A 24890-nucleotide genomic window follows, 5' to 3' on the forward strand; every position below is an offset into this window, starting at 1 on the left:
CCTTATTCCGCCGGTTCTGTTTTGCCCGACGGCGCATCGTCGGTGTCTTTTTTCTTGCGCTTAAAGCGCTTGAGCAAACGTTGTCCACCCTCAACAAGACCACCCGGCAGATAGATGACAACCAGCATGAACAGGATGCCCAGCGTCAGGTGCCAGCCTTTGCCGATGAACGGGTGGATCACGAACACCACGGCGTCCTCCAACCCGTCAGGCAGGAATGCGAACCAGCTATGCAGGACGTTGTCGTTGATCTTCGAGAAGATGTTCTCGAAATACTTGATGAAACCTGCGCCCAGAACCGGCCCGATCAACGTGCCCGTACCACCGAGGATCGTCATCAGAACCACCTCGCCCGAAGCGGTCCATTGCATCCGCTCGGCACCTGCCAGCGGGTCCATTGCGGCCATCAGACCACCGGCCAGACCGGCGTACATGCCAGAAATCACAAAGGCCGCGAGCGTATATGGCTTGGAGTTCAGACCCGTATAGTTCATCCGCTGCTGGTTCGATTTTACTGCCCGCAGCATCATGCCAAAGGGCGACCGGAAAATACGGATAGACAGGTAAAACACGACCATCATTATGATTGCGCACAAGTAGTAACCCGCGTTGAAGTCAAAGCTCCACGCGCCCACATCCATCGTGTACGTCGCGCGCATTGGCAATCCAAACAGATGCGGTAAATCCGGCGCGTTAGCGCCCTGCAGGATCTGCGGATCGTCCGCATAAACCTGCAGGCCGGTTTCCCCGTTCGTCAGGTTAAACTTGGGGTTTGACAGAACCGAGTAGGCCAGCGCAAAGCTCATTTGTGCAAAGGCCAGCGTCAGGATCGAGAAATAGATCCCCGACCGCCGCAGGCTGATGAACCCGATAAGTAGCGAGAACAGGCCCGCGACGACGACACTCAGCGCGATGGCTGGAATGACGTTGTAGCTGAGCAGTTTGAACATCCAAACTGCCGAGTATGATCCTACGCCCAGAAAGGCCGCGTGACCGAAGGACAAGTACCCGGTCAGGCCAAACAGAATGTTGAACCCGATGGCAAAGATCCCGAAAATCACGAACCTCTGCATCAAATCCGGGTAACCCGCGTTGAACTGCGCCATGGCGCTGCCCTCTGGAAACGGGTTCAGGATGAAAGGCGCCAGCAAGGTCAGGAGTGCGACGACGATCAGCAGGCTGGTGTCTTTTTTATTCAGTCCCAACATTGATTATTCCTCCATCACGCCCTTGCGCCCCATCAGCCCGCGCGGACGCGTCAGCAGCACGATGATGGCGACAAGGTAGATGATGATCTGATTGATGCCTGGGATCGTTGTGGTGGCCCAGGTGGTCGAGGCAAAGCTTTCCAGAATGCCCAGCAAAAAGCCTGCCAGAACGGCGCCTGGCAATGACCCCATTCCGCCAACAACAACCACGACGAAGCTAAGGACCAGAAAGTCCATTCCCATGTGGTAGTTCGGCGGGTTGAGCGGCCCGTACATCACACCGGCCAGTCCGGCGACACCGGCAGCAATGCCAAACATAATGGTAAACCGGCGGTCAATATTGATGCCCAGCAGGCCCACCGTTTCCCGGTCAGCCATCCCAGCACGGACAACCATCCCGAAGGTGGTGAACTGCAGGAAGGAAAACACTGCGCCAATAATGCCTACGGCAAAGCCAAAATAAACCAATCGCCAGATCGGGTAGATGATTGCATTGGGATCAAAACCAACCATGGTGCCCAGATCGACAGATCCGCTCAGCACATCGGGCGGCGGGGTCTGGATCGGGTTGGCGCCAAAGAAATACTTGACGATTTCCTGCAGAACGATCGCAAGACCAAAGGTCACCAGGATCTGGTCTGCATGCGGGCGCTTATAGAAGTGTTTGATCAGCCCGCGTTCCATCACATAGCCAACCAGCAGCATGATCGGGATCGCAAACAGGATGGCCAACGGGACGGACCAGTCGATGATCGTTGCGCCGACTTCGGGGCCGAACCAGGCCTCGATATAAGGGGTTTCGACCTTCAGCGGATTACCCAAAAAGTCTTTTTGGGTTTCATCGAGGGTCACGAAACTCAGGTTCAGCAGCTTTTGCAAAGTAACGGCGCAGAACGCGCCAATCATGAACAAAGCCCCGTGGGCAAAATTCACGACGCCGAGCGTCCCGAAGATCAGGGTAAGACCCAGCGCGATCAGCGCATAAGCCGAGCCCTTGTCCAGACCGTTAAGTATTTGCAGTAGGATGGCGTCCATTGGGCCCACCTCAGGGTTGGTCAGTGTGGATTGAGTGGTTGGGACCAGGCCCACAGGCCTGGCCGTAAGTCGTCTGACCGCCGAGAACGACGGTCAGACATTCGCCAAAAGGCTTACGCGCCCGGATTGCACTTGCCCAGTTCGCCACCGGCGAACATCGGGTGCTCGGGATCGTACTCGACCTGCGCACGCGGCGTGATCTCGACGATTTCAAGCGTGTCATACGCGTTGGTCGGGTTCTCGTTGCCACGTACAACCAGCACGTCCTTGAAGCACTGGTGATCGGCACCGCGATACCAGGTGGGACCATTGCCCAGCCCGTCGAACTCAAAGTCTTCCAGAGCTTCGGCAACACCACAGGGATTGAAGGTGCCCGCACGCTCACATGCATCCGCATAAAGCAGCACTTGTGCATAACAGGTCTGAGCAGAGTTGGACGGCGGCTTGCCGTATTTCTCACCAAAGGACTTCACGAAGGCCTTGGTGCCCTCATCCTGCAGCTGCCAGTTCCAGTTCATCGAACCCAGCACGCCCTTGATGTTCTCGCCCGCACCAGCGGCCATCAGCTCGGAATACAGCGGCACGACGATCTTGAAGTCCTTGCCGTTTGCAACCTTGTCGAGCAGACCGAACTGGATCGCGTTGGTCAGCGAGTTCACCATGTTGCCGCCATAGTGGTTCAGAACCAGCACGTCCGCGCCAGAGTTCAGAACCGGTGCGATGTAGGACGAGAAGTCGGTCGACGCCAGCGGTGTTTTGACCGTGTTGACCGTTTCCCATCCCAGGGCTTCGGTCGAGGCAACGATCGACTCTTCCTGGGTCCAGCCCCAGTTGTAGTCGGCCGTCAGGTGATAGGCACGACGCTCCTTGCCCATCTCAGCCGCTAGAACCGGCGCCAGCGCGGCACCCGACATGTATGCATTGAAGAAGTGACGGAAACCGTTGGCCTTCTTGTCCTTGCCCGTAGTGTCGTTTGCGTGCGTCAGGCCGGCCATGAAGATCACGCCCGCCTCTTGGCACAGGCCCTGAACCGCAACGGCCACGCCCGAGGACGAACCACCGTTGATCATGATCGCGCCGTCTTTTTCGATCATCGACTTGGCCGATGCGCGGGCTGCATCCGATTTGGTCTGGGTGTCGCCGGTGACGAACCCGACCTTCTTGCCCAGGATACCGTTCCCCTGCAGAGCCTTCGACGAGAAAGTGTTCAAGCAACCTCCGTCGCCCTCGCCGTTCAGATGTTCGACCGCCAGCTGTTGCGCCAGCAATTCGTCATTGCCTTCGTCGGCATAAGGTCCGGTTTGCGGAACATTGAAGCCCAGAGTGACAGACGCCCCTGTCGGCTCATTGGTAAAGGCAGCGGCCGACGAAGCCGTAAAGATCGTAGGCAGGGCCAGACCGGTACCTGCAACGGCACCGGACTTTAGCACGCCGCGGCGCGTGACATTATTCTTAGTCATGTATTCCTCCCATTTCCATTTTTCGTCCTTTGGCTCCTCTTCCAGCAGACGAAAGCGCACTTTTGTGCATTCCAATAATGGAAATCAGACAGAAAATTTCTCAATAAATTACTGATCTTGAAATAAAATTTTGTAAATTTGTTCACGAAACTCGGGATTTTTTGTAAAGAAAGTAACAGTCAGCTATGCCCAGGCATTGTCGCGCAAATCACGGTGGAGGCTTATTTTGTGCCTCCAGCATGGTAGCCGGAGCGCTTTAGCAGTTGGGTTCAAGCTGAGCATGAGACCAGGAACTGGTCCCCCCTACGGAACTGCATCAAAGCAACGCGGCTCGCTGTCTGTTTCGATTAATCCTGATGTAAACCGGGCGCTCAGGCCAATCGGCAATGGGATTGGGTTGCGCGAATCCGGACTGCAGTGAATTTGCCGTCACCCGAAACGTGAAAATTCGAGCGCGCCGATATTTGGGTAAGGTCTTGCGGCGGAAAGCACATTTGAATTGAGGCGGGTATGAGTGGCGGTGCCGTCAGACAAATTCGAACTAGTCTCAGCTAAGCCAATATAGGTGCCCTTTATGCCATACCAAGTTCGCGCCACTCGGCAAGAGCGACGGTGCGTGTCAGCTTGAAGGTGTCTCGGCTGGCGACCGATCTTTCCTGGTTGAAGTGGTTGTAGACGGAGGAATGAACGGAGGCGAATTTCTGCAAACTTCGCATGCGCCTGAAACGTTGCATAGCGCGCTCTCTTCGTTGGAAAGGCAGGTGCGAATTCTCAACGCGGTTGTTGAGCCAACTGCCCGTCTGTTGTTTTTCGAGAGCACCCAAATCTCTGAGCGCTGCTTTGTAGGATGCAAACCGGTCGGTCACGACCTCCGCGGCGCAACCGTGCCGTTTCATCAATTTCTTAAGGAATTTCAGTGCTGCAGCTTTGTTTCGGCGTTTGGTGACAACGGCTTCCAGCACCTCGCCCTCGTGATCAACAGCCCGCCACAGATAGTGTCGCTTGCCATTCACCTTCACAAAGACCTCGTCGACGTGCCATTTCCATTTCGAGTGTGCTCGCAATTGCTGAACTCGCTTTTGTCTGATCTCGGAGGCAAACATCGGGCCGAACCTGTTCCACCAATATCGGACGGTTTCGTGGCTCACGTCGATGCCTCGCTCGTGCAGCAGATCTTCGACATTCCGAAGCGAGAGCGGGAAACGGATGTAAAGCATCACGGCCAAGCGGATGATCTCGGGACTGGTTTTTAAGTATTTGAAAGAGGCAGGTCTGGTCAGGGGCAAAAGCTACGCAACACCCCTACCCCGCTCAAGCAAAGTTCTTCTGACAAGACCCTCGAAGGGAGTCATTATACTCCGGCGAAGAGTATTTGTTTTTTGCGATCTGCATCCCTTTGACACAAAACGAAATCGTTCTCATGCAAAAAGCCCTGAGGGGAGGACGCAACTAAAAAATGCCCAAAATCATCTCGCCCTGCGACTAGCGCAACCAAAGTTTTCACCCTGTTTTGCTGTTTCATTGAGGGCTTTATGAAACGCAACGCCGCACCAATGCGTCTATCGTCTGTGTTATTGGGCCCTGATGCGTGAAAGAGATGCCCGTGATGCATTGATGCCTGCCCTGCACGCAATTCGGCAGCAACTGCATCTTTTTCGTTTACATCGACTGCGATTTCTTGCCCACGTGACAAGAGATTGTTTTCGCTGAAGGTGTCCACGTGAGGCACGATACGGCTTTTATGGCTGCCAGGAACAAACCTCATACACCCGCTTTGCTCAGTCGCTTCCGAAATTGCAACCCAACAGGTTACCTCTTCAGCATCATCCAAACCCCAATAGGTCAAGTCTTGATGCCACGAGACTATCTTCGATGATCGCGCTTCTTTTACGAAAAGTGCACCGCTCCAAACCATGAGGTCCGGCCCCAACACTGTTGAAGCAGCCTCAATCAGCTTCGGATGGCGAAGAAGTGCATCGAATGATGGTATCAGCCTGTCCGGATAAGAATATAGAAGCTTGAGTTTCTCTGGGTCGTCTCTGAGAATGCGCTCTGCTTTTTCAAAATCATCGCGCAGCGTTTGGACCTCGTAAGCTGTCAGGATATCCAGCGGAGCTACGAAACCGTCTCTTTCATAAGTCTTTGCAATATCACGCATTCGTCTATCCATCGTCATTTTCCGGAAACGTTAACTGCACTTTCATTGATTGGCTTCGATCAGACGCGACCTCAAAGGCAGTTACAGCCTCGCCAACTTCGAAGGAATGCGTCACCAACTGGTCGACGTTTATTAGTCCGCTTCGCATCATCTCGACCGCGACTGAGAACTCGGAATGGAAACGGAAAGACCCACGAAGCCCTATCTCTTTTGCAGTCAACGCCTGCATCGGCACAGTCATATCTCCACCCAGACCAAGCTGAACCAATGTTCCACCCGGTCGCAAGCATGCGACGCCAGAAGCCAGAGCCGATTGAGCCCCAGAACACTCCAGTTGGACATCAACCTGGCCCTTGTCGTTTTCAAACTGCTCCAGTTTTTGCGGATCGGCGTAGGTGTTGATGACATCGTCTGCCCCGCATTCACGCGCCAGAGCGAGGGTCTGGTCCGAGATATCCGTCGCCACTATTCTGGCCGCACCAGAACGACGTACCGCCAAGATCGTGAGGCAGCCAATCGGACCGCATCCCGTGATAAGTACCGTTTTGCCTAAGAGGTTCCCGGCTTGTTTAATCGCGTGCAAACAGACAGCCAGAGGTTCGGCCATAGCGGCCTGCGCAGGGCTCAACCCATCTGCCGGAACACATTGACTGGCTTTCGCCACGAGTTTGCTTTGAAAAGCGCCTTGGATATGCGGGAACGGCATCGCGCTGCCATAGAACTTCATATCAAGACAGTGGTTTTGCTGCCCGTTCAGACAATAAATGCAGGCCTGGCAAGGGCGGGATGGAGAAACTGCAACCAGTTGGCCTAAGTGCAGCCCCTGCACACTTGACCCGACTGTCACGATTTCTCCGGCGACTTCATGTCCTAGCACCATCGGCTGACGCAACTTGATCGCACCGAAACCACCGTGGTTATAATAATGCAGGTCAGAGCCGCAAATCCCACCCGCGCGCATGGCAATCAAGACTTCGTCTGGCCCCACGTCGTGTACGTCCCGGTTTTCCAACCTCAGATCTTTTGCGGCATGGATAACAACAGCAACATTGGCCGAAGACATTGCACAGACTCCCTATACATATTGCCAAAAGATACGGATAGTCGGTGCTGACAACCAAGGGGTATTTGGATGATGCTTGAAATGTTCAACCTAGAGGGAACACGCGCACTAGTAACAGGCTCTAGCCAAGGCATTGGATTTGCGTTGGCCCGTGGCTTGGCTGCCGCCGGTTCGCAAGTCGTTTTGAACGGGCGCGACACCGCGAAACTAGCGGCAGCAGCATCCGAGTTGAGCGAAACAGGCGCCTCGGTACGTGAACTTTCGTTCGATGCAACCGATCATGAAGGTGTCCGATCTGCCGTGGACAACTTTGAAGACAATGTCGGCCCCATAGACATCCTGATAAACAACGCCGGAATGCAACACAGGACGGAGCTACAGTATTTCCCCGCTGATGCCTTCGAGCACCTACTACAGACAAATGTAGCGTCCGTCTTTCATGTCGGTCAGGCTGTGGCACGGCACATGATTGAAAGAAAGTCAGGCAAGATCATTAACATTGCGTCGGTTCAATCCGCATTGGCAAGACCGGGTATTGCGCCTTACACGGCGACAAAAGGTGCCGTGACCAACCTTACAAAAGGAATGGCGACTGATTGGGCTAAGTATGGCCTAAACTGCAATGCCATTGCGCCTGGATATTTCGATACACCTTTGAACGCCGCATTGGTTGCTGACCCTGAGTTTAGTGCATGGCTCGAGAAACGCACCCCGGCCGGTCGCTGGGGCAATGTGGAAGAACTTGTCGGCGCCGCCATATTCCTTGCCTCCCCTGCATCCAGTTTCGTCAATGGACATACTCTCTACGTTGATGGCGGAATAACGGCGTCACTTTGATTTATGTCTTTCAACCGTCTGCTAGGTACGACTGACGCAGGCTTTGTTTAAAGCGCCGACGCCAAAGCAATCACCACAACAACCATCAATGAAGCCGCCATCGCAAAGTTGATCCTTTGATGTGATCTCTCACTTAAATCAAGGCTGCCTAGCTTTGCGCCAGCACCCAGCCAGATCATGTGCACTGGCACCCAAACCATATTGAATATTACGATTTTTATGACGACCTCCCAAACGGGCGCATCGGGCAAAAAGGCAAACCCTGAAAACAATGCAGTGCCGACCACGTAAGCCTTGGGATTAATGAACTGAAGTGTCAGCCCGTTCGCAAAACCAAGTGGCGAGACCGCGGGGGAAAACCCGACCTTTGAGCCAGCTCTTGCAATACGCCAGGCAAGAAATCCCAAATACCCAACAGAGGCAAATAGCAGCAAAGTTCTAAGTACCGGTATAGCCAAAGCTACTGCAGCGACTCCAGAGACAACAAACATCATGTTGATGAACCCGCCCAGCATCAAACCGGCCACAAAAGCTAGCCCAGCTCGAAAACCAAATGCTGATCCAATACCCGCAGTTGTCAAAACACCTGGGCCAGGCGTAATCAGCAGAAAGAAAACCGCAACGGCAAACTCAAACACTATTCAGATTGGCCTTCTACAGATCTCTGCATTCCGGCACAGCTGTGATCACCGATCCGTCCTCAAGGTGTTGCAGGAGATTGTCGACAGTTAGGTCACCCATAGCTGCACGTGTCTCAATAGTCGCGCTACCAGCGTGAGGGAGCAGAACGACATTGGACAACTCGCGCAATGCTTTTGGAACGCGCGGTTCGTCTTCAAAAACATCAAGCCCTGCCCACCCGAGCTCACCGTTTTGCAATGCATTGATTAGGGCAGTTTCGTCGACAACTGAACCTCGACTAACGTTTATAAGAGTGCCCCCTGCCCCCAACGCGCGCAACACCTCAGCGTTGACCAGCCTATTGGTCGACGGGCCGCCGGGCGTGATGCATATGAGGACATCCACATGTTCTGCCATTTCAACCAAACTGTCGAAATATCGGTACGGGACATCCTTTTGATTGCGGGTATTATAAGAGATTTCGGGGGCCCACGGCTCCAACTTATCAACGATCGCCTGACCAATGCGACCAAGACCAAGAATGCCTATTCTTTGATTGTCCGCTGATCGTGTCAAAGGGGCATTACCTTCAACTTCCCACCGTCCGGACCGAACGTAATCGTCGTCACGTATGAGCTCTCGATAACATGACAGCAACAGCAGAACGGCGGTGGTTGCGACTTCTTTGTTCAAAACATTGGGCGTGTGCGTCACAACAATCCCGCGCTCAGCTGCTGCATTTGCGTCGACGGCGTCGTAGCCGACCCCATAGACACTGATCATCTTCAGATTATCGAGTGATGTCATCAGGTTATGCGGAACACCATCGTGCCCGTTCGTAACGATATGCGTAACATTTTCCGCGTTGAAATCGTCCAATTGATGAATGTCGAACGCTGCGGACAGGCGCTCTCGCATCCGTTCTGTGATCCCTCCGATTTGCAATAAGTCAGTCATCTTGACCGACCTTTTGCCGCTGAACACCAAGCCCATCGATGCGAAGCTCCATGACGTCGCCTTTTTTTAGGTAAACTGGTTTCGGTTTGATCCCCATTCCGACACCGGGCGGTGTTCCAGTTGAAATGACGTCACCGGGGTGCAATGTGAAAAGTTGACTTAGATGCTCAATGATCTCGGCAACCGAAAAAATCATTGTAGCAGTATTCCCGGTTTGCATGCGCTGACCGTTTACATCCAGTGACATACCAAGACTTTGAGGATCAGGCACTTCATCCCGGGTCACTAGCCACGGACCAGTAGGGCCAAATGTGTCGCACGACTTGCCCTTGGTCCATTGACCGGTCAGTTGAGTTTGAAAATGCCTTTCCGACACATCGTTTACGATGCAATAGCCCGCAACATGTTCGAGCGCATCGGCCTTGGAAACGTATTTGGCCGTCTTACCGATGACGACCCCCAGTTCGCATTCCCAATCGGTGCAGGTAGATCCGCGCGGCATGACAACATCGTCATATGCCCCTATGACCGCTGAGTTAGCCTTGAAAAAAAGTATCGGATGCTCGGGAATATCTGCGCCGGTTTCTGCAGCATGGTCCGAGTAGTTCAAACCGATGCAAAGAAATTTTCCGATTTCGCCGACACACGGTGCGATACGAGGATCACCCTCCACAATTGGCAGGTTGTTCGGATCCAACGAACGCAAATTATCTAGCGTTCCATCATCCAGCATATCCCCCGTAATATCGTTGATATGAGCTGACAGATCCCGCAATTGACCCTCAGAGTCGACCAACGCAGGCTTTTCCGAGCCCTCGGCTCCGTAACGAACAAGTTTCATTTCTGTTCCTTTTAGTGGTTATCGCGTGGCATGAAGCCTCGTGCGATATCGCGGTAGTTTTCTGCACCCTTGAGCGTCATACCGCGATCCAACCGATCTACTTTTTCGCGGAATATCTCCTGCCACGGGGATTGGTTGGGCGGCATTGAATACCCACCCTTTGCCTCCAGATCGCGAGCGCGTTCATGCAGCTCTTCGAGCGAAACCAGCATATCCGCTGTGCCTTTGCCAAGATCGATGCGCAGTCGGTCACCATTTCTCACTAAGGCCAACCCACCACCCTCTGCAGCTTCGGGTGAGGCATTCAGGATAGACGGACTTCCTGATGTACCGGATTGCCGTCCATCACCGATGCAAGGAAGAGCTTCGATGCCCTGTTTCAACAAATATGCGGGCGGCCGCATGTTCACGACCTCTGCAGCACCCGGGTATCCTTTTGGTCCCGCTCCGCGCATAATCAGAATACAGTTTGCGTCGATGTTTTCTGCGGGATCATCGATCCGATGGTGAAAGTCCTCAGGCCCATCAAACACAATCGCCCTGCCCTCAAACGCATTTGGATCATCCGGGTTCGACAGGTAGGTCTCTCGAAATGCCTTTGAGATCACAGATGTCTTCATAATCGCACTCTCGAACAGGTTGCCCGAGAGATTGATGAACCCCGCCTGTTGCTTAACCGGGCTACTGACAGGCTTGATTACGTCGCTATTCTGAGACCGGCGCGTCGAGCAGTTATTGCCCATCGTCTTACCGTTCACCGTTATCGCATCGGGATGCGGCAGCAATCCAGCATCAAGAAGCTCACCGACAACGGCGGGTACACCTCCGGCCTGTTGGTAATCTTCGCCCAGATACTCACCCGCTGGCTGCATGTTAACCAACAGAGGAACGTCGTGGCCAAGTTTCTGCCAGTCATCGTTGGTCAACGGAACACCAAGGTGCCGAGCGATCGCATTCAGGTGGATCGGCGCGTTCGTCGATCCGCCAATCGCAGAGTTGATAACAATCGCATTCTCAAAAGCTTGACGTGTCATCACATCGCTGGGGCGTAGATCCTCCCAGACCATGTCCACAATGCGTTTACCCGTTTCATAACTGATTTGACCGCGCTCTCTATACGGGGCTGGAATGGCTGCTGATCCGGGCAATTGCATACCCAAGGCCTCAGCAAGCGAATTCATGGTCGTTGCTGTTCCCATCGTATTGCAATAGCCCACCGAAGGTGCTGCGGCGGCTGCGATTTCCATGAACTCATCGGTGTCGATTTCGTCAGCCGCAAGGTCTTCGCGCGCTTTCCATATAACCGTGCCCGATCCAGCGCGTTCACCTTTCCACCAACCGTTGAGCATGGGGCCGACCGACAGGGCGATCGCCGGGATGTTGACAGTCGCAGCGGCCATAAGAAGTGCGGGCGTGGTCTTGTCGCAACCAATGTTGAGAACAACGCCATCAATCGGATACCCAAATAGACTCTCAACCAAGGACAGATAAGCCAGGTTGCGGTCGAGTGAGGCCGTTGGCCGTTTACCGGTCTCTTGTATCGGATGGACCGGTATTTCGATGCACGTTCCCCCGGCGGCGATGATTCCATCGCGAACACGTTTGGACAATTCGATATGATGCCGATTACAGGGGCTCAAATCACTGCCGGTCTGGGCAATGCCAATGATCGGTTTGCCTGATTGCAGTTCCTCACGGGTCAAACCGTAATTCAGGTATCTTTCCAGATACAATGCAGTCATCTCAAGGTTCTCAGAATTCATGAACCACTTGCGAGATCGCAAATCGTTTTTTGATACTTTTGTCATTGGCCTGACCAACCCCCGTCAATTATGTGCGTGTGTCCTGTGGTGAATGCACTTTCATCGCTCGCCAGATAGACGACCAATGCAGCAATCTCTTCTGCTTTCGCTACACGCCCCATAGGCTGTCGCGCCACAAATTGTGCAAGGGCCTCTTCTCTGCTGCCCAGTTGCTCGCCCAACGCATCTACGCGGTCACGCCAACTGGGACTGTCGACTGTTCCCGGACAAATGCAATTGCACCGGATTCCTTTTGTTATGAAGTCCACGGCCACCGATTTCGTCAGCCCAACAACAGCGGCTTTTGTCGTTCCATATACAAAACGATTTGGCGCACCGATTGTGGAACCCAGTGCGGAAGACATATTGATTATCGAGCCTCCTCCGCGCTCTAGCATTCCCGGTAATACAGCCTTTGTCGTGCGCACCATTGAGCGCACATTAAGGTCCATGGCGAAATCCCACTCTTCATCGGTTGCATCCAGAATAGTTCCGTGATGCACAAACCCGGCGCAGTTGAACAAAACGTCTGGCTTCGCTCGCGCGACCCCATGATGAATACTGTCATTATTCGTCACATCCATCTCGAAAATTTCGAGATTTTCGAGATTGTGACCGCGAATCAAATTTAAGTTTTCAGGGTTAATATCCGTTGCATAGACTTTCGCACCCTCTCTTGCCATTGCAATTGCGCTTGCAAGTCCGATCCCTTGTGCGGCGGCTGTGACCAGGACGTGTTTTCCCTTAAGTCTTTCTGACATATGAATATTCCGACCTCAGAAGTGGCGACTGGACAAGTGTTACTTCGTCCCACAGATCAACAGAGAAGCAAAGAAACCTTGGCGGATTTGCAACGACTTCTGGCATGTGGGCACAGAGCCGTTAGCGTATGACAGAGATTTTGGTTTGGCCATAACCATGCGTGGCGCACCTTCGGAAGGACAGTAAATGATGGGCAAGCAGTTCAAAGTGGCTCTGTTGGGAACCGGCCTGATGGGAGCTCCTATGGCGCGAAATATTTTGCGCGCCGAGTTTCCGCTCACTGTATGGAACCGCAGCTTGAAAAAGGCAAAACCGTTGACAGCAGAAGGCGCGACATTGGTGGAAACTGCCCCGCTGGCGGTTTCGGGTGCAGACGCAATAATAACCATGCTCTCGGATGGATACGCGACCGGCGCGCTACTTGCTGACGAGGCTTTCCGCGAGCAACTCAAAACGGGGATGATCTGGATTGATATGTCGAGCGCCAAACCCGAACACGCAAGAGAGCAATCCGCGCAGCTTTCCTCGATGGGGGTGCGGCATCTGGACGCCCCGGTTTCCGGTGGCACCAAAGGTGCCGAAGCTGGCACCCTTGCGATCATGGTCGGTGGCGATCAGGACGTTATGGAGCGCGTGCGACCGGTTCTGACAGCAATGGGCCAGCCTGTGCATGTTGGCCCAAGTGGTTCTGGTCAATTGTGCAAATTGGCCAATCAAACAATTGTCGCTGTGACAATATCGGCCGTCGCCGAGGCGACTCTACTGGCTCAGCAAGGCGGTGCAGACCCCACCGCGTTGAGGGCCGCACTGAAGGGGGGCTTTGCGGATAGTATTATCTTGCAACAACATGGCGAACGCATGTCTGATGGAAATTTTGCACCCGGAGGTTTGTCTAAGTTTCAATTAAAGGATTTGGACAACACGCTAGAAGAAGCACGCAGCCTTGGCGTTGAGCTACCTAGCACCCGATCTGTGCGCGACCGTTTCGAATATCTGATAGACGAAATGGATGGGGCCGAGCTGGATCATTCGGCTTTGTATCTGGAACTCAAAAAACGGAATGGAATGCTGTGACGCGGATCCTTGTTATGGGCGGTGGAGGAATGCTGGGCCAGAAACTGGCCCTACGCGTTTGGACCCAAGAAATTTTTGGAGCAGATGCTCAACTCTCACTGTTCGATCTTTCGTTCCCGCTAGACAGTGCGCCAGGCAATCAGATTGTGGGGAACTTGACTGCGGCAGGCATCGCCGAGTCGGTTGCAGCTCAACGCCCGGACGTCATATTCCATCTTGCAGCTATCGTTTCAGGCCAAGCTGAGACAGACTTTGCGTTGGGTTGGGATGTCAACCTTTTGGCGACCTGGGCACTGCTGAACGCACTCAGAGATGAACACGAGGCATCAGGAGGCGAGTACGCACCTCGTCTGGTTTTTGCCTCGTCCATAGCAGTTTTCGGGGCGCCGTTCCCCGAAAAGATAAGTGATGAGTTCCTCTCGGCACCTTTGACCAGTTATGGAGCACAAAAAGCGACGTCTGAATTGATGATCACGGATTTCAGCAGGAAAGGATATATCGATGGTGTTTCTTTGCGCTTACCCACTTTGTGTGTGCGCCCGGGCAAGGCCAACGCTGCCGCTTCCTCCTTCTTTTCAGGTATAATCCGAGAACCATTGAATGGGGATGAGGCGATCTTACCAGTTGCCGAAACTGTTCGCCACTGGCACGCCAGCCCTCGCGCCGCTGCGACTTTTTTGACCCATGCAGCAACTATGGACACGCAGCTTTTGAACGACAGACGCGCCTTGAACATGCCGGGCGTAAGTTGCACCGTCGCCGAACAAATCGAAGCGCTGCGCAATGTGGCCGGTCAAGATGCAGTGGGCTTAATTAGGCGAGAACCCGACGAGGCAATCGAAAGAATAGTCAAGAATTGGCCGCGCGACTTTCAAACAGATCGCGCCCTGGAGTTGGGGTTTAAGGCGGAATCAAGCTTCGACGAAATCATTCAGGTGTATTTGGAAGACGATTTTCGACTTTAGTCGCCCATCGTCTTTCCAGTTAGGTGGCGTTTCAGATGATCGTGAATTTTTTCTCGTGTTAACTGCTCATCCCCTGACAATGCTGCTTCAAGTATATCGGCATGGTGTCTTATGTTTTGAGAAATGAACTCAAAGTTCCGATCTGCCACCATCAACTGCTGTCTGAATTGCGCGTAAACTCGGCTATGCATTTGTTTTAAGGTTTCCGAGCCACAGGCAGAAATAAGCGTTTGGTGAAACTCCTTCTCCGAGGCAAACCATATCTCGATCAGGCCGCTCGGGTCGTCTGTGGAGTGTATGCGTTTTTCGATATGGCTAAGTTTGTGATGCGCGGCCGTCAATCTTGCTTCCCAATCCACTCCGCCATTGCGGATCGACATCGCAGTGCCTTCGGCCTCCAACAAAACACGGACGTGTGTCAGTTCGATAAGCTTCTGCGGCGAACGCATTGGCACACGGAAACCTTTTTGTTCCTGAAAGTCCACCAATCCAACAGCGGCTAAACGAAAAAGGACTTCCCGAACCGCACTCGCAGAACAGCCATACTCAATACGAAGTTCTTCGGCTCTCACCTTGGCTCCATGCTCGAATCCATTAGAGACTAGGCGCATTTTAAGATTTTGATAAATATCGATTTCTTCTTTCATCCCTGTGTGCGCCTTCAATTTTTGTCCAAGTAGCGTCGTAAGCAAATTTTCGAGTTTATGCAATAATCTCGAAATTTTTAGAAATTTCAAATTTTTCTTGTTGCATTCGATTCGTCGGCTTAACGTTTATCTGCGTGACAGCAGCGGAGGCGACAAGATCTCCCACTAAGCGCAATGCTCAACGTCTGGGAGGACACTATGAAAATAGTCAAGACAGCGGCCGTGGCGGCCGTAGCCACGACAATGGCAGCCGGTTTCGCGATGGCTGAAACAACGAAACTTAGAATTCAAACCCATTTTTCACCCGAAACTCTGTCTGGTCAGATGGCTGCAAAATACGTTGAAGACATTCAGGAGATGTCGAACGGCGAAATCGAAGTTGAAATGTTCTATTCCTCTTCGGTGGTCAAATCAGTTGAAACCTTCGATGCCGCAGCTACGGGAATTCTGGACTGCGACATGACGGGCGGCGGCTATCAGACGGGAAAAAATCCGGCCTTCCAGTTTGCGGGCGACCTGCTCGGCGGGTATCAGAACCCATATCAGCAAATGGCTTGGCTTCTTCATGGCGGCGGAAGAGAAGCTGTGAATGATCTATACAACGGCTATGACATGGAGTTCATCGGATGGTGGATTCCCGGGCCGGAGTCGCTTTCTTCGACCAAGCCGATTGCAAAAGTGGACGACTTCAAAGATTGGAAATTCCGCTCCCCTCCAGGCCTTGCGACCAAAGTGTTCGCGGAACTTGGTGCTTCTCCGATCGTTATGGACTTCAACGAAATCTTTACGGCTTTGGAAACCGGCATCATTGATGGCGCGGATGCCGCGAACCTGACTAACAACGTGGGACTGGGTCTGTACGAGATCGCAGGTCACACAAACTATCCCGGTTTTCACTCGATGCCTGCAGATCACCTAGCCTGTCGCAAAGACGTTTGGGAAGCGATGCCTGCGCACCACAAGAAGATCATGGAAGTCGCAATGGATAGCTTGGCATTGCACAATGCCACAATCAATGAAGTGCAGAACGCTCAGACTGCAAAAGACCTGAAAGCAAAAGGTGTTCAGTTGTACGAATGGTCGCCTGAAGACCTGGCAGCGTATCGCGCGGCCGTTCAGGTCGGTTGGACTGAGTTCGCGACGACCCCTGAGGCACAGGCGCTTTTGGAAAGCCACATCAACTTCCTGCGTGACCTGGGCGCAATGCAATAGTCAGACTTCGACCGAATTACGACGCACGGAGAGGCCGCATTAGCGGCCCCTCTGGATCGGCGTATGGATCCATAACTTCATGAAAATCAACAGAATAATAAGCCATGTACTGCAGTACGACATGCCGGAAGTTCTGGGCTACTCGCAACAGTATTATGACAAACGTACAACCCATCTGGTCGAGATTCGGACAGATGAAGGGGTAACCGGTTGGGGGGAGTGTTTTGGTCCCGGAAACGTAGCCATTGCCAACAAGTCCATCGTAGAAAAGGTAATCCAACCATTGGTTCTTGGCATGGACCCTTTGGACAAAGACGTGATCTGGCACAAGGTGTACAACCTTCTGCGAGACCATGGCCAAAGCGGAATGCCAATACAGGCTTTGTCCGGGGTAGACATCGCACTTTGGGACATCACCGGCAAAATCTCTGGCCTACCCCTTCATAAGCTTGTCGGCGGCGCGCATCGCACAAGCGTTCCTTGCTACGGCTACGGCATGATGCTTCGGGATGAACCGATTTCTAGTCTGGCCAGCCGTTTTGAGGAGGAAGCCGCGAAGATCAAGGAAATGGGATTTACCGCCACCAAAATGAAAACGGGCTTTGGCCCGAAGCCTGATGTGAAGTTGTGCGAAGCAGTTCGACGCGGAGTTGGTGACGACTTTCCTTTTATGGTCGATGCGAACCATGCCTATACGACTTCGGACGCATTTTTTGTCGGTCGGGCGCTGGAAGAGCTGGACGCATATTGGTTCGAAGAACCGGTCGCGCCAGAAGACATTGACGGGTACCGCGAACTGCGCACTTCGCTTAAAGTCAACATCTCGGGCGGAGAGGCGATATTCAATCGCTGGGCCTGGCGCAATCTTCTTGAAAATCGCGGCATTGATATAGCGCAGCCAGAAGTATGTGCTTTGGGCGGTGTTTCAGAGTATCTCAGGGTACTGGCCCTATGCCACGCACATTTCACTCCGGTCGTAAATCACGTCTGGGGCAGCGCCATCGCCGTCGCAACTAATCTACACCTACTGGCGGCCATGCCAGCAATTCCAGGCGGTTTGCATCCATGGGAGCCTATGCTGGAGTTCGACACAACGGACAACATGTTTCGGGACAATCTGCTGACCGTACCGCTGGAAATTCAAAATCAGGTCAAGGCCAACAACGGCCGTGTCATGATCCCGACTGGCCCCGGACTGGGGGTCGAGCCGGATCGAGACTTTATCGATCACTACAGGATCGAAGGATAGGGACGAGGGTTACGCGATGCACAAGAATTCAGGCGGACCAATTGAATGGCTTATACCGTTAGCCTTCGTCGCGACTGCCAGTTGGCTTGTTTGGCATCTCCCGGCATTCCTATTGGATTGGCTGCCTTACACCTCTGAATCCCTCAAAAGCCAGGTAACGGAAATATATCTGCGCAGCGACGTCACGCCCGAATTGCATGGCGTGTTCGGTGGGTATGTCGACATCATCGACGTGGCCGCGCTAGTACTTCTGCCGTTTCTTGCAGTGATTGGTACCAAGACCGTGCGCCCAGCGACGATGGAGTTCCAAGGCTCGACGATTATGGATCGTTTCGCCCTGTTCATAGGCCGAGTTACCATGATGATGATCGCAATCATGACTGTCGTCATGCTCTACGAAGTCTTCATGCGCTATATCTTGGAAAAGCCGACCGAGTGGGCCAACGAAATGACACTCTGGTTCGCCAGCTTTGTGTTTTTGATGTCTGGCTACTACGCCATGCAACAACGCAGTCACATTCGAATATTCCTGCTGTACGACGCAGTTCCACGTTGGCTTCAGCGTGTTTTTGATACGGTTTCGACAATCCTGATCGTACTGTTTGCCTTCTTTCTGGTCTACGGCAGCTACAAACAGGTGTTCGTCAACAAGCTCTATAAATGGGAGCTTTATGGCTCCGCCTTCAATCCTCCGATCCCGGCGACGTTGCAGCCGATGGTGCTGATCGTGATTACGCTCGTCGCAATGCAAGCAATTTTGAACTTGATCGCGGATTGGAACAAAGAACCGGAAATCCACACAGATGAACCGGACGAAGACGAAATTGAAATGATCAAACGAGCAGTGGGACAAGACTGATGGATATTGGAACAATCTCACTCATCCTGATGGTCGCCCTGATCGTGCTTCTGGCGATCGGGATGCCTTTGGGTCTGGCCTCGGCTTCCCTTGCGGTTCTGGTTCTTGTCCTGAAGTTCGAACCGACACTGCTTTTGAACCCATTTTCATTCGGCGACGGGGTTCTCACCGGTCGGCCAGGCACTGGGCCGCTCTATATCCTGGCGCAGAAGATATATGGGCTCTTAACGGACTACGTGCTCATATCAGTGCCATTGTTTATCTTCATGGCGTCGCTGCTAGAGCGATCCGGGATCGCGCGTGACATGTATTCGTCGCTGAATGTCTGGCTTTCCAGAACACGCGGCGGCATCGCGATCGTGACCTCGATCATGGCGGTGATCATGGCAGCCATGTCCGGCATAATTGGTGGCGAGGTTGTCCTGCTGGGACTTATCGCCCTGCCCCAGATGCTGCGCCTAGGGTACGATCAAAATCTCGCGATCGGCGTCATCTGCGCCTCGGGGTCGCTGGGCACCATGATCCCTCCCTCCATCGTTCTGATCATCTATGGCCTGATCACCGAAACCTCGATCAAGTCGCTGTTCACCGCGTCTTTCATTCCTGGCTTCATGCTGGCCTCGATGATCATCCTGTACATCATCATCCGCACGCAGTTAAATCCTCATCACGCTCCGCTGCCGGAACCGGATCCGAACGACCCCGAACCGGCCGAAAAACGCAAACTGTTTGGGGCCTTCATGAGCATCGTCGTCGCCGGGTTTTCCACCGTTCTGTTTATCCGGGCCGCGTTTTTCGAGCTCTCAGGCTCGAACGCTGCCAGCCAGGGCGAGCCCGCGAGGCTGGGAACGGCTGACTACCTGCCCTGGTTTGCCGGCATCACGATCGTTGCCCTTCTGCTGATCTTCTTCGTCTTTGGCAGAGAGCGCGCTAAAATCGGGTGGGAAATGGGCAAAGGCCTCGTCGCTCCGCTGGTCGTCATCGGCGTCGTGCTCGGCTCGATCTATGGCGGGATCACAGGCATCACCGAGGCTGCGGGCATGGGCGCCTTCGCCGTTCTCATTATCGCCATCCTGCGGGGCGAAGGATCGTTCGAGCTGGTTTGGGACAGCTTGATGCGAACCCTAAAATCCACAGGCACCATCATATGGGTTACGATCGGAGCCGCCGCGCTGGCGGGTGCCTATACCATTGCTGGCGGGCCCCAATACGTGGCCGACCTAATCGTCGGCCAGGAGCTGCCAACCATGCTGGTCATTCTGGTGATGATGCTGATCTTGCTGTTCATGGGCGCATTCATGGATTGGGTCGGAATCGTGCTGTTGATTATTCCGGTCTTTCTGCCGATCGTCCTGCGCCTTCCTATCGAAGAAATCGGAGTCTTTGGCCAGTTGGAGCCGAGTCATGTCGCCATCTGGTTCGGCGTCGTGTTCTGTATGAACATGCAGGTCAGCTTCCTCTCGCCCCCTTTTGGCCCGGCCGCGTTCTACCTCAAGTCGGTGGCCCCGCCACATATCAGTCTGACGGATATCTTCCGCGGCTTCCTGCCATTCATCGGGATCCAGTTGCTGGCGCTTTCCGTTCTTCTGATTTGGCCGGGCATCATCGCGCTGCTGTTGTGAGGTCGCACCCATGCTGACACAAGATCAGATTGGCAAGTTCCAGACGGACGGATACCTCGTGGTCGAGGATGTTATCCCTGCCGATGTCCTTGATCGGGTACAGATCGAATACTCGGATGTCCTGAGCCGGCTCTATGACGGTTGGTACGAAAGAGGGCTGGTCAAGGACGAACCGTCTGGAATGACCTTCTGGGACAAACTTCTGTCCGCCTATCAGGCCGGTTGCGACTATTTCCAGCCGCTGGACATCTCGTTGCCCGGCGATCGGATCATGGCGGACACACCTTTCCATATCGGGCCTGCAGTGTTCGACTTGCTAACGGCCCGGCCCATGCTTGACATTGTCGAGCAGTTGATCGGGCCAGAGTTGGTGAGCAATCCAATCCAGCACGTCCGGCTGAAGCCCCCCGTTCTCAAGCTGTCCAAGGATGAGGTGCGCGCGCACATCACAGCGACGGACTGGCATCAGGACCGGGCGGTTGCGTTGGAGGATGCGGATCAGACCGACATGGTCACGGTGTGGATTGCCGTCAACGATGCAACGGTCGAAAACGGCTGCCTGCAAGTGCTGCCAAAGGCACATGACCAATCCATCCTGCCGCATTGCGCGCGGACGCAGACTGGTATTGCCGACGGATTCATTGACGAAGGCCGGGCTGTGCCCCTTCCTGTCAAGGCGGGCGGGATCATCCTGTTTCACCCTCTGACGCCACATGCTTCGCTGGTCAATGAAACGGACCGGTTCCGCTGGTCGTTCGACATCCGCTTCAGTGCGGCAGGCCAGCCCACCGGTCGAGGCCATTTCCCCAGCTTCATCGCGAGGTCCAGATCGCGCCCCGAAACCGAACTGCGAGATTGGCGTGTCTGCAAATCTAATTGGGAAGCGGCGCGAGCAAGGCTGTCCGGACAACCGCACATAGATATTCACCGGTGGACATCGGACTCACCGTTCTGCGCCTAGCTGCTGCCGCCAGGAAAGCTGATTATGACTTTTGTACGTTTAGATCGAACGGATAGCGTGGTTGTTGCAACTCGGTCCCTGGAGGCCGGCAGTATGGTGGAGGATGTCATGACCAATACGCGCATCCCCTCGGGACACAAGGTCGCCACGCGGAATCTTGCACCCGGCGATCCTGTCAGAAAATACGCCCAGATTATCGGTTACGCCACCCAACCGATCGAACCTGGCGACCATGTGCACACCCACAATATCGAGTTCCGCAACACTAGTGTGGACTACGAGTTTGCGACGGATCACAGGCCCATGAAACCCGCCACCTCGGTCGATACGTTCATGGGCTACCACCGGGACAGTGGTCGGGTCGGCACGCGCAATTACATCGCGGTTCTGACCACAGTTAATTGTTCGGCGACTGCGGCCCGTATGATCGCCAACCACTTCACGCCGGACAAGTTGGCCGAGTTTCCGAACGTCGACGGCGTGGTGGCCTTTGTCCACGGAACGGGCTGCGGGATGGCCGATTCCGGCGACGGTTTCGAAGCTCTTCAACGGGTCATGTGGGGGTTTGCGAAACATCCCAACCACGCTGCCGTTCTGATGGTCGGCCTAGGCTGCGAGATGAACCAGATCGACTGGCTGCTGGACGCGTATGGGCTGAAGCAGAGTCCTACCTTCCAGACGATGAACATCCAGAACGTTGCCGGATTGCGCCGCACCGTCGAAATGGGCATCAGTAAGATCAACCAAATGCTGCCCATTGCCAATGAGGCGGGACGCAGTGAAGCCCCGGCGTCCGAACTTATGGTTGCGCTGCAATGCGGTGGATCGGACGCCTGGTCAGGTGTGACCGCCAACCCGGCGCTCGGGCATGCCTGCGACCTGTTGGTTGCCCAAGGCGGCACAGGGGTCCTTGCGGAAACGCCCGAAATCTACGGAGCCGAACATCTTTTGACCCGCAGCGCCCTTAGTCGCGCAACTGGGGAAAAACTGATCGGACTGATCGATTGGTGGCAGGACTATACCGCCCGCAATCACGGTTCGATGGACAACAACCCAAGCCCCGGCAACAAGCAAGGCGGTCTGACGACCATCCTTGAGAAGTCGTTGGGGGCAGCGGCGAAGGGCGGAACCACGCCTTTGACCGGTGTATTCAAATACGCCGAACCCATCACCGCCAAAGGCTTCACTTTCATGGATAGCCCCGGTTATGACCCGGCCTCCGTGACCGGGCAGATCGCGGCCGGCTGCAACCTAGTGTGCTTCACCACGGGGCGCGGTTCTGCCTTTGGGTCCAAACCGGCGCCTACGCTGAAAATCGCTACAAACTCTGAGTTGGCAGCGCGCATGCCAGAAGACATGGACGTGGATGCTGGCGACATTCTGACCAAAGGTGCCAGCGTCGAAGAGAAAGGACAGGAAATATACCGACGGCTGCTCCAAGTCGCCTCGGGCGCGCGAACCAAGTCCGAGGCGCAGGGCCTGGGCGACTACGAATTCGTTCCCTGGCAAATCGGAGCGGTGATGTGAAACGGATCCTTGTAGCCGGCGGTGGATTGATCGGTATCCGCCACGTGCGCGCCGTGATCGAGCACCCCGGCTGCGTGTTGGTCGGGTTGGCCGATCCAGATGGCTCGATCCAGATCGACGCGCCGCGTTTTGCCAGTATGGACAAGGTGAAGGGCCCGGTGGATGGCGTCATCATCGCGACGCCGACCCGCCTGCATGCCGAACATGGCATTCTGGCCGCATCCCGCGGTTGGCACATGCTGATCGAAAAGCCGGTTGCCGCATCGGTCGATGATGCCCAGCGCCTTAGGGCGGCCGTTCGCAAGGCCGATGTCTGCAGCCTTGTAGGCCACCATCGACGGTATCACACAACCTTGCAGCGCCTGAAAGAAGTGATCAAGCAAGGTACGATCGGACAAGTCATCAACGTCTCGTTGCTGTGGGCCATGCGTAAACCCGAGAGCTATTTTGAACAGAACTGGCGGACTTCCGATGGCAGTCCAGTCATGATCAATCTGGTGCATGATATCGATGTCTTGCGCTTTGTGATCGGGGAAATCTCGGATGTCGTCGCCCTGCCTGGCGCGTCGATCCGCGGATCGGATCGGATAGAAAGCGGGGCTGTTGCGATTGCGTTCGAAAACGGCGCGACGGGCACTATCAGTTTTGCCGACACCGCACCCAGCCCTTGGGGATTTGAAGCCGGAACCGGCGAAAACCCGAACATCGGCACGACCCATCAGGACATGATGTGGATCACGGGAACCAGCGGCGCTGTGAGTTTTCCCTCCATGACTCTGTGGCGTGGAAAGGATTGGGGCACTGCGGCCCAAAAAAACCAACTTACACGACCGGAACAACAACGCGCACCGCTTGAAGCGCAACTGGATCACTTCCTTGACGTGATCAACGGCGTCCCTCCACTAATCGATGTCGAGGATGCAGCCCGGACGCTCGAGGTCACATCATGGATCGAACAGGGGCTGAAGGCGCGAACGGCTCGAGCGCGGGCGCCGGCCTGATTGACATGCGGCCCGGCAAAATACCGGACCACCCAAAGACCAATGATTATCCGTCGGGCAATATGAGCATTCAAACTGCAAAGCCGCGCGCGCCAGACACAAGAATGAAAACCAGACACATTCACGGAAAGGGAAACCAATGAGCAAACCATCAATCGGGTTTATCGGCTTGGGACTAATGGGCGGAGCCATGGTGAGCCGACTGTTGGACCAAGGATACTCGGTCGCTGTATTGGGAAACCGCGACCGCACATACCTGGACGCCGCGATTGACCGTGGCGCCCGCGAGATGCAAAACGCCCAAAAACTGGCTGAAGCCAGCGACATCGTGATGTTGTGCATGGGCACCTCGGAACAGGTCGAAAGCCGTATGCGCGGCGCAGATGGAGTGATCGCGGGATTGAAACCCGGGGCGATCGTCATCGACTTTGGCACCTCGCTTCCAGGCAGCACACGCGCCTTGGCCGAGGAGGTTGCCGCAGCCGGCGGAAGCTATCTTGATGCGCCGCTTGGCCGTACGCCTACGCACGCGCTAGAGGGCAAGCTCAACATTATGACTTCCGGCGACAAGGCTGCCTTTAACAAGGCCGAGCCGACACTGAAAGACTTGGGCGAAAACGTTTTTTATCTTGGCCCCGTTGGGTCCGGACACACGATCAAGCTGATCAACAACTTCTTCGGAATGACCGTTGCGAACGCGATGGCCGAAGCCTTTGCCATGGCTGATATCACCGGTGTTGACCGTAAACAGGTGTATGACGTTATGGCCGCAGGGCCTCTGCATTCTGGAATGATGGATTTCGTCAAAGCCTACGGCGTTGAGAGCGACCCAAATCAGCTGGCCTTTGCCATCAAGAACGCGGCAAAAGACCTTGGGTATTATGACCGTATGGCACGCGATGCAGGCGTTTCCAGCGTGATGTCGCAGTGCGCGCTTTCGGCGCTGAATGATGCGCGCGACCACGGTCAGGCGGATGATATGGTTAGCCAGATGGTTGACTACTACGTCAAGCGTTTCAACACCTGATC

General features: G+C 54.4%; 22 protein-coding genes and 1 pseudogene. 11 read left to right on the plus strand and 12 right to left on the minus strand.

What is annotated here, in order from left to right:
* Positions 1 to 2 precede the first annotated feature (2 nt).
* The 6 genes from AC2FFP_RS00165 to AC2FFP_RS00190 all read right to left on the minus strand — a co-directional run bounded on the left by AC2FFP_RS00165 (position 3) and on the right by AC2FFP_RS00190 (position 6924).
* Positions 3 to 1208, minus strand: a complete 1206-nt coding sequence (locus AC2FFP_RS00165; protein WP_496694899.1) for a branched-chain amino acid ABC transporter permease — start codon at positions 1206 to 1208, stop codon at positions 3 to 5.
* A 3-nt stretch (positions 1209 to 1211) separates the two neighbouring features.
* Positions 1212 to 2243: a branched-chain amino acid ABC transporter permease gene (locus AC2FFP_RS00170; protein ID WP_109311932.1), complete on the minus strand. Its 1032-nt coding sequence runs from the start codon at positions 2241 to 2243 to the stop codon at positions 1212 to 1214.
* A 113-nt stretch (positions 2244 to 2356) separates the two neighbouring features.
* The gene (locus tag AC2FFP_RS00175) at positions 2357 to 3703 is read right to left on the minus strand and encodes a substrate-binding protein (RefSeq protein WP_108859119.1); all 1347 of its coding nucleotides are present in this window, start codon (positions 3701 to 3703) and stop codon (positions 2357 to 2359) included.
* Between the two features lie 572 nt (positions 3704 to 4275).
* Positions 4276 to 4989, minus strand: coding sequence for an IS6 family transposase (locus AC2FFP_RS00180; RefSeq protein ID WP_496769740.1), 714 nt, complete (start codon positions 4987 to 4989; stop codon positions 4276 to 4278).
* A gap of 65 nt (positions 4990 to 5054) precedes the next feature.
* On the minus strand, positions 5055 to 5861 hold the full coding sequence (locus tag AC2FFP_RS00185) for a phytanoyl-CoA dioxygenase family protein (RefSeq protein ID WP_496769742.1): 807 nt from the start codon (positions 5859 to 5861) through the stop codon (positions 5055 to 5057).
* Positions 5862 to 5865: 4 nt separating this feature from the next.
* Entirely contained in the window at positions 5866 to 6924 is a 1059-nt protein-coding gene (locus AC2FFP_RS00190; protein WP_496769744.1) for an L-idonate 5-dehydrogenase, read from the minus strand.
* 69 nt (positions 6925 to 6993) lie between these two features.
* Between AC2FFP_RS00190 and AC2FFP_RS00195 the strand changes: the two genes are divergently transcribed.
* Positions 6994 to 7761, plus strand: a complete 768-nt coding sequence (locus tag AC2FFP_RS00195; protein ID WP_496769746.1) for an SDR family oxidoreductase — start codon at positions 6994 to 6996, stop codon at positions 7759 to 7761.
* Between the two features lie 47 nt (positions 7762 to 7808).
* Here the strand turns inward: AC2FFP_RS00195 and AC2FFP_RS00200 are convergent, their stop codons facing one another.
* Genes AC2FFP_RS00200 through AC2FFP_RS00220 form a run of 5 tightly spaced genes read right to left on the minus strand, consistent with a single transcriptional unit; the run spans position 7809 to position 12743 of the window.
* Complete coding sequence (locus tag AC2FFP_RS00200) at positions 7809 to 8399, minus strand: LysE family translocator (RefSeq protein WP_496769748.1); 591 nt, start codon at positions 8397 to 8399, stop codon at positions 7809 to 7811.
* A 16-nt stretch (positions 8400 to 8415) separates the two neighbouring features.
* Positions 8416 to 9339, minus strand: a complete 924-nt coding sequence (locus tag AC2FFP_RS00205; protein ID WP_496880604.1) for a 2-hydroxyacid dehydrogenase — start codon at positions 9337 to 9339, stop codon at positions 8416 to 8418.
* On the minus strand, positions 9332 to 10180 hold the full coding sequence (locus tag AC2FFP_RS00210) for a fumarylacetoacetate hydrolase family protein (RefSeq protein WP_496721907.1): 849 nt from the start codon (positions 10178 to 10180) through the stop codon (positions 9332 to 9334). Before AC2FFP_RS00210 ends, AC2FFP_RS00205 begins: the two co-directional genes overlap by 8 nt.
* Positions 10181 to 10191: 11 nt before the next feature.
* Complete coding sequence (locus tag AC2FFP_RS00215) at positions 10192 to 11988, minus strand: IlvD/Edd family dehydratase (protein WP_496769754.1); 1797 nt, start codon at positions 11986 to 11988, stop codon at positions 10192 to 10194.
* Positions 11985 to 12743: an SDR family oxidoreductase gene (locus AC2FFP_RS00220; RefSeq protein ID WP_496769756.1), complete on the minus strand. Its 759-nt coding sequence runs from the start codon at positions 12741 to 12743 to the stop codon at positions 11985 to 11987. The genes AC2FFP_RS00215 and AC2FFP_RS00220 overlap by 4 nt, the downstream gene beginning before the upstream one ends.
* Before the next feature lie 190 nt (positions 12744 to 12933).
* Here AC2FFP_RS00220 and AC2FFP_RS00225 point away from each other — a divergent pair, with 190 nt between their 5' ends.
* Together AC2FFP_RS00225 and denD are read left to right on the plus strand one after the other, a co-directional pair.
* Entirely contained in the window at positions 12934 to 13818 is an 885-nt protein-coding gene (locus AC2FFP_RS00225; protein WP_496880605.1) for an NAD(P)-dependent oxidoreductase, read from the plus strand.
* Complete coding sequence (gene denD, locus AC2FFP_RS00230; protein WP_496880606.1) at positions 13815 to 14783, plus strand: D-erythronate dehydrogenase; 969 nt, start codon at positions 13815 to 13817, stop codon at positions 14781 to 14783. Before AC2FFP_RS00225 ends, denD begins: the two co-directional genes overlap by 4 nt.
* Here denD and AC2FFP_RS00235 read toward each other — a convergent pair.
* A complete protein-coding gene (locus tag AC2FFP_RS00235; protein ID WP_496780462.1) occupies positions 14780 to 15430 on the minus strand; it encodes a GntR family transcriptional regulator in 651 nt (216 codons plus the stop codon). The two genes, denD and AC2FFP_RS00235, sit on opposite strands and share 4 nt — an antisense overlap.
* Before the next feature lie 198 nt (positions 15431 to 15628).
* Between AC2FFP_RS00235 and AC2FFP_RS00240 the strand changes: the two genes are divergently transcribed.
* The 8 genes and pseudogenes from AC2FFP_RS00240 to AC2FFP_RS00275 all read left to right on the plus strand — a co-directional run.
* Complete coding sequence (locus AC2FFP_RS00240; protein WP_496769763.1) at positions 15629 to 16642, plus strand: TRAP transporter substrate-binding protein; 1014 nt, start codon at positions 15629 to 15631, stop codon at positions 16640 to 16642.
* Between the two features lie 79 nt (positions 16643 to 16721).
* A complete protein-coding gene (locus tag AC2FFP_RS00245) occupies positions 16722 to 17891 on the plus strand; it encodes a mandelate racemase/muconate lactonizing enzyme family protein (RefSeq protein WP_496769764.1) in 1170 nt (389 codons plus the stop codon).
* 16 nt (positions 17892 to 17907) lie between these two features.
* Positions 17908 to 18750 (plus strand): TRAP transporter small permease subunit, encoded by an 843-nt coding sequence (locus tag AC2FFP_RS00250; RefSeq protein WP_472723380.1) that lies wholly within the window; start codon positions 17908 to 17910, stop codon positions 18748 to 18750.
* Positions 18750 to 20372 carry a TRAP transporter large permease gene (locus AC2FFP_RS00255; RefSeq protein ID WP_142634770.1) on the plus strand — a complete coding sequence of 541 codons (1623 nt, stop codon included), beginning with the start codon at positions 18750 to 18752 and terminating at the stop codon, positions 20370 to 20372. The genes AC2FFP_RS00250 and AC2FFP_RS00255 overlap by 1 nt, the downstream gene beginning before the upstream one ends.
* 10 nt (positions 20373 to 20382) lie before the next feature.
* The gene (locus AC2FFP_RS00260; protein WP_496843497.1) at positions 20383 to 21333 is read left to right on the plus strand and encodes a phytanoyl-CoA dioxygenase family protein; all 951 of its coding nucleotides are present in this window, start codon (positions 20383 to 20385) and stop codon (positions 21331 to 21333) included.
* Between the two features lie 24 nt (positions 21334 to 21357).
* Positions 21358 to 22860: a UxaA family hydrolase gene (locus AC2FFP_RS00265; RefSeq protein WP_496843498.1), complete on the plus strand. Its 1503-nt coding sequence runs from the start codon at positions 21358 to 21360 to the stop codon at positions 22858 to 22860.
* The gene (locus AC2FFP_RS00270) at positions 22857 to 23861 is read left to right on the plus strand and encodes a Gfo/Idh/MocA family protein (RefSeq protein WP_496843499.1); all 1005 of its coding nucleotides are present in this window, start codon (positions 22857 to 22859) and stop codon (positions 23859 to 23861) included. The genes AC2FFP_RS00265 and AC2FFP_RS00270 overlap by 4 nt, the downstream gene beginning before the upstream one ends.
* Before the next feature lie 100 nt (positions 23862 to 23961).
* Positions 23962 to 24888 (plus strand): annotated as a pseudogene (locus AC2FFP_RS00275) (NAD(P)-dependent oxidoreductase); the annotation flags it as partial.
* Positions 24889 to 24890: the final 2 nt, after the last annotated feature.

The sequence above is a fragment of the Ruegeria sp. YTSC004 genome (assembly GCF_059609805.1).

Excerpts from the sequence above, each read along its gene's own strand:
- AC2FFP_RS00190 (WP_496769744.1), bottom strand. The coding sequence starts at position 6,924 with ATGTCTTCGGCCAATGTTGCTGTTGTTATCCATGCCGCAAAAGATCTG.
- AC2FFP_RS00210 (WP_496721907.1), bottom strand. The coding sequence starts at position 10,180 with ATGAAACTTGTTCGTTACGGAGCCGAGGGCTCGGAAAAGCCTGCGTTG.
- AC2FFP_RS00235 (WP_496780462.1), bottom strand. The coding sequence starts at position 15,430 with ATGAAAGAAGAAATCGATATTTATCAAAATCTTAAAATGCGCCTAGTC.
- AC2FFP_RS00175 (WP_108859119.1), bottom strand. The coding sequence starts at position 3,703 with ATGACTAAGAATAATGTCACGCGCCGCGGCGTGCTAAAGTCCGGTGCC.
- AC2FFP_RS00245 (WP_496769764.1), top strand. The coding sequence starts at position 16,722 with ATGAAAATCAACAGAATAATAAGCCATGTACTGCAGTACGACATGCCG.
- AC2FFP_RS00225 (WP_496880605.1), top strand. The coding sequence starts at position 12,934 with ATGGGCAAGCAGTTCAAAGTGGCTCTGTTGGGAACCGGCCTGATGGGA.
- AC2FFP_RS00250 (WP_472723380.1), top strand. The coding sequence starts at position 17,908 with ATGCACAAGAATTCAGGCGGACCAATTGAATGGCTTATACCGTTAGCC.
- AC2FFP_RS00185 (WP_496769742.1), bottom strand. The coding sequence starts at position 5,861 with ATGCGTGATATTGCAAAGACTTATGAAAGAGACGGTTTCGTAGCTCCG.
- AC2FFP_RS00255 (WP_142634770.1), top strand. The coding sequence starts at position 18,750 with ATGGATATTGGAACAATCTCACTCATCCTGATGGTCGCCCTGATCGTG.
- AC2FFP_RS00220 (WP_496769756.1), bottom strand. The coding sequence starts at position 12,743 with ATGTCAGAAAGACTTAAGGGAAAACACGTCCTGGTCACAGCCGCCGCA.
- AC2FFP_RS00195 (WP_496769746.1), top strand. The coding sequence starts at position 6,994 with ATGATGCTTGAAATGTTCAACCTAGAGGGAACACGCGCACTAGTAACA.
- AC2FFP_RS00240 (WP_496769763.1), top strand. The coding sequence starts at position 15,629 with ATGAAAATAGTCAAGACAGCGGCCGTGGCGGCCGTAGCCACGACAATG.
- AC2FFP_RS00260 (WP_496843497.1), top strand. The coding sequence starts at position 20,383 with ATGCTGACACAAGATCAGATTGGCAAGTTCCAGACGGACGGATACCTC.
- AC2FFP_RS00165 (WP_496694899.1), bottom strand. The coding sequence starts at position 1,208 with ATGTTGGGACTGAATAAAAAAGACACCAGCCTGCTGATCGTCGTCGCA.
- AC2FFP_RS00265 (WP_496843498.1), top strand. The coding sequence starts at position 21,358 with ATGACTTTTGTACGTTTAGATCGAACGGATAGCGTGGTTGTTGCAACT.
- AC2FFP_RS00215 (WP_496769754.1), bottom strand. The coding sequence starts at position 11,988 with ATGACAAAAGTATCAAAAAACGATTTGCGATCTCGCAAGTGGTTCATG.
- AC2FFP_RS00170 (WP_109311932.1), bottom strand. The coding sequence starts at position 2,243 with ATGGACGCCATCCTACTGCAAATACTTAACGGTCTGGACAAGGGCTCG.
- AC2FFP_RS00205 (WP_496880604.1), bottom strand. The coding sequence starts at position 9,339 with ATGACTGACTTATTGCAAATCGGAGGGATCACAGAACGGATGCGAGAG.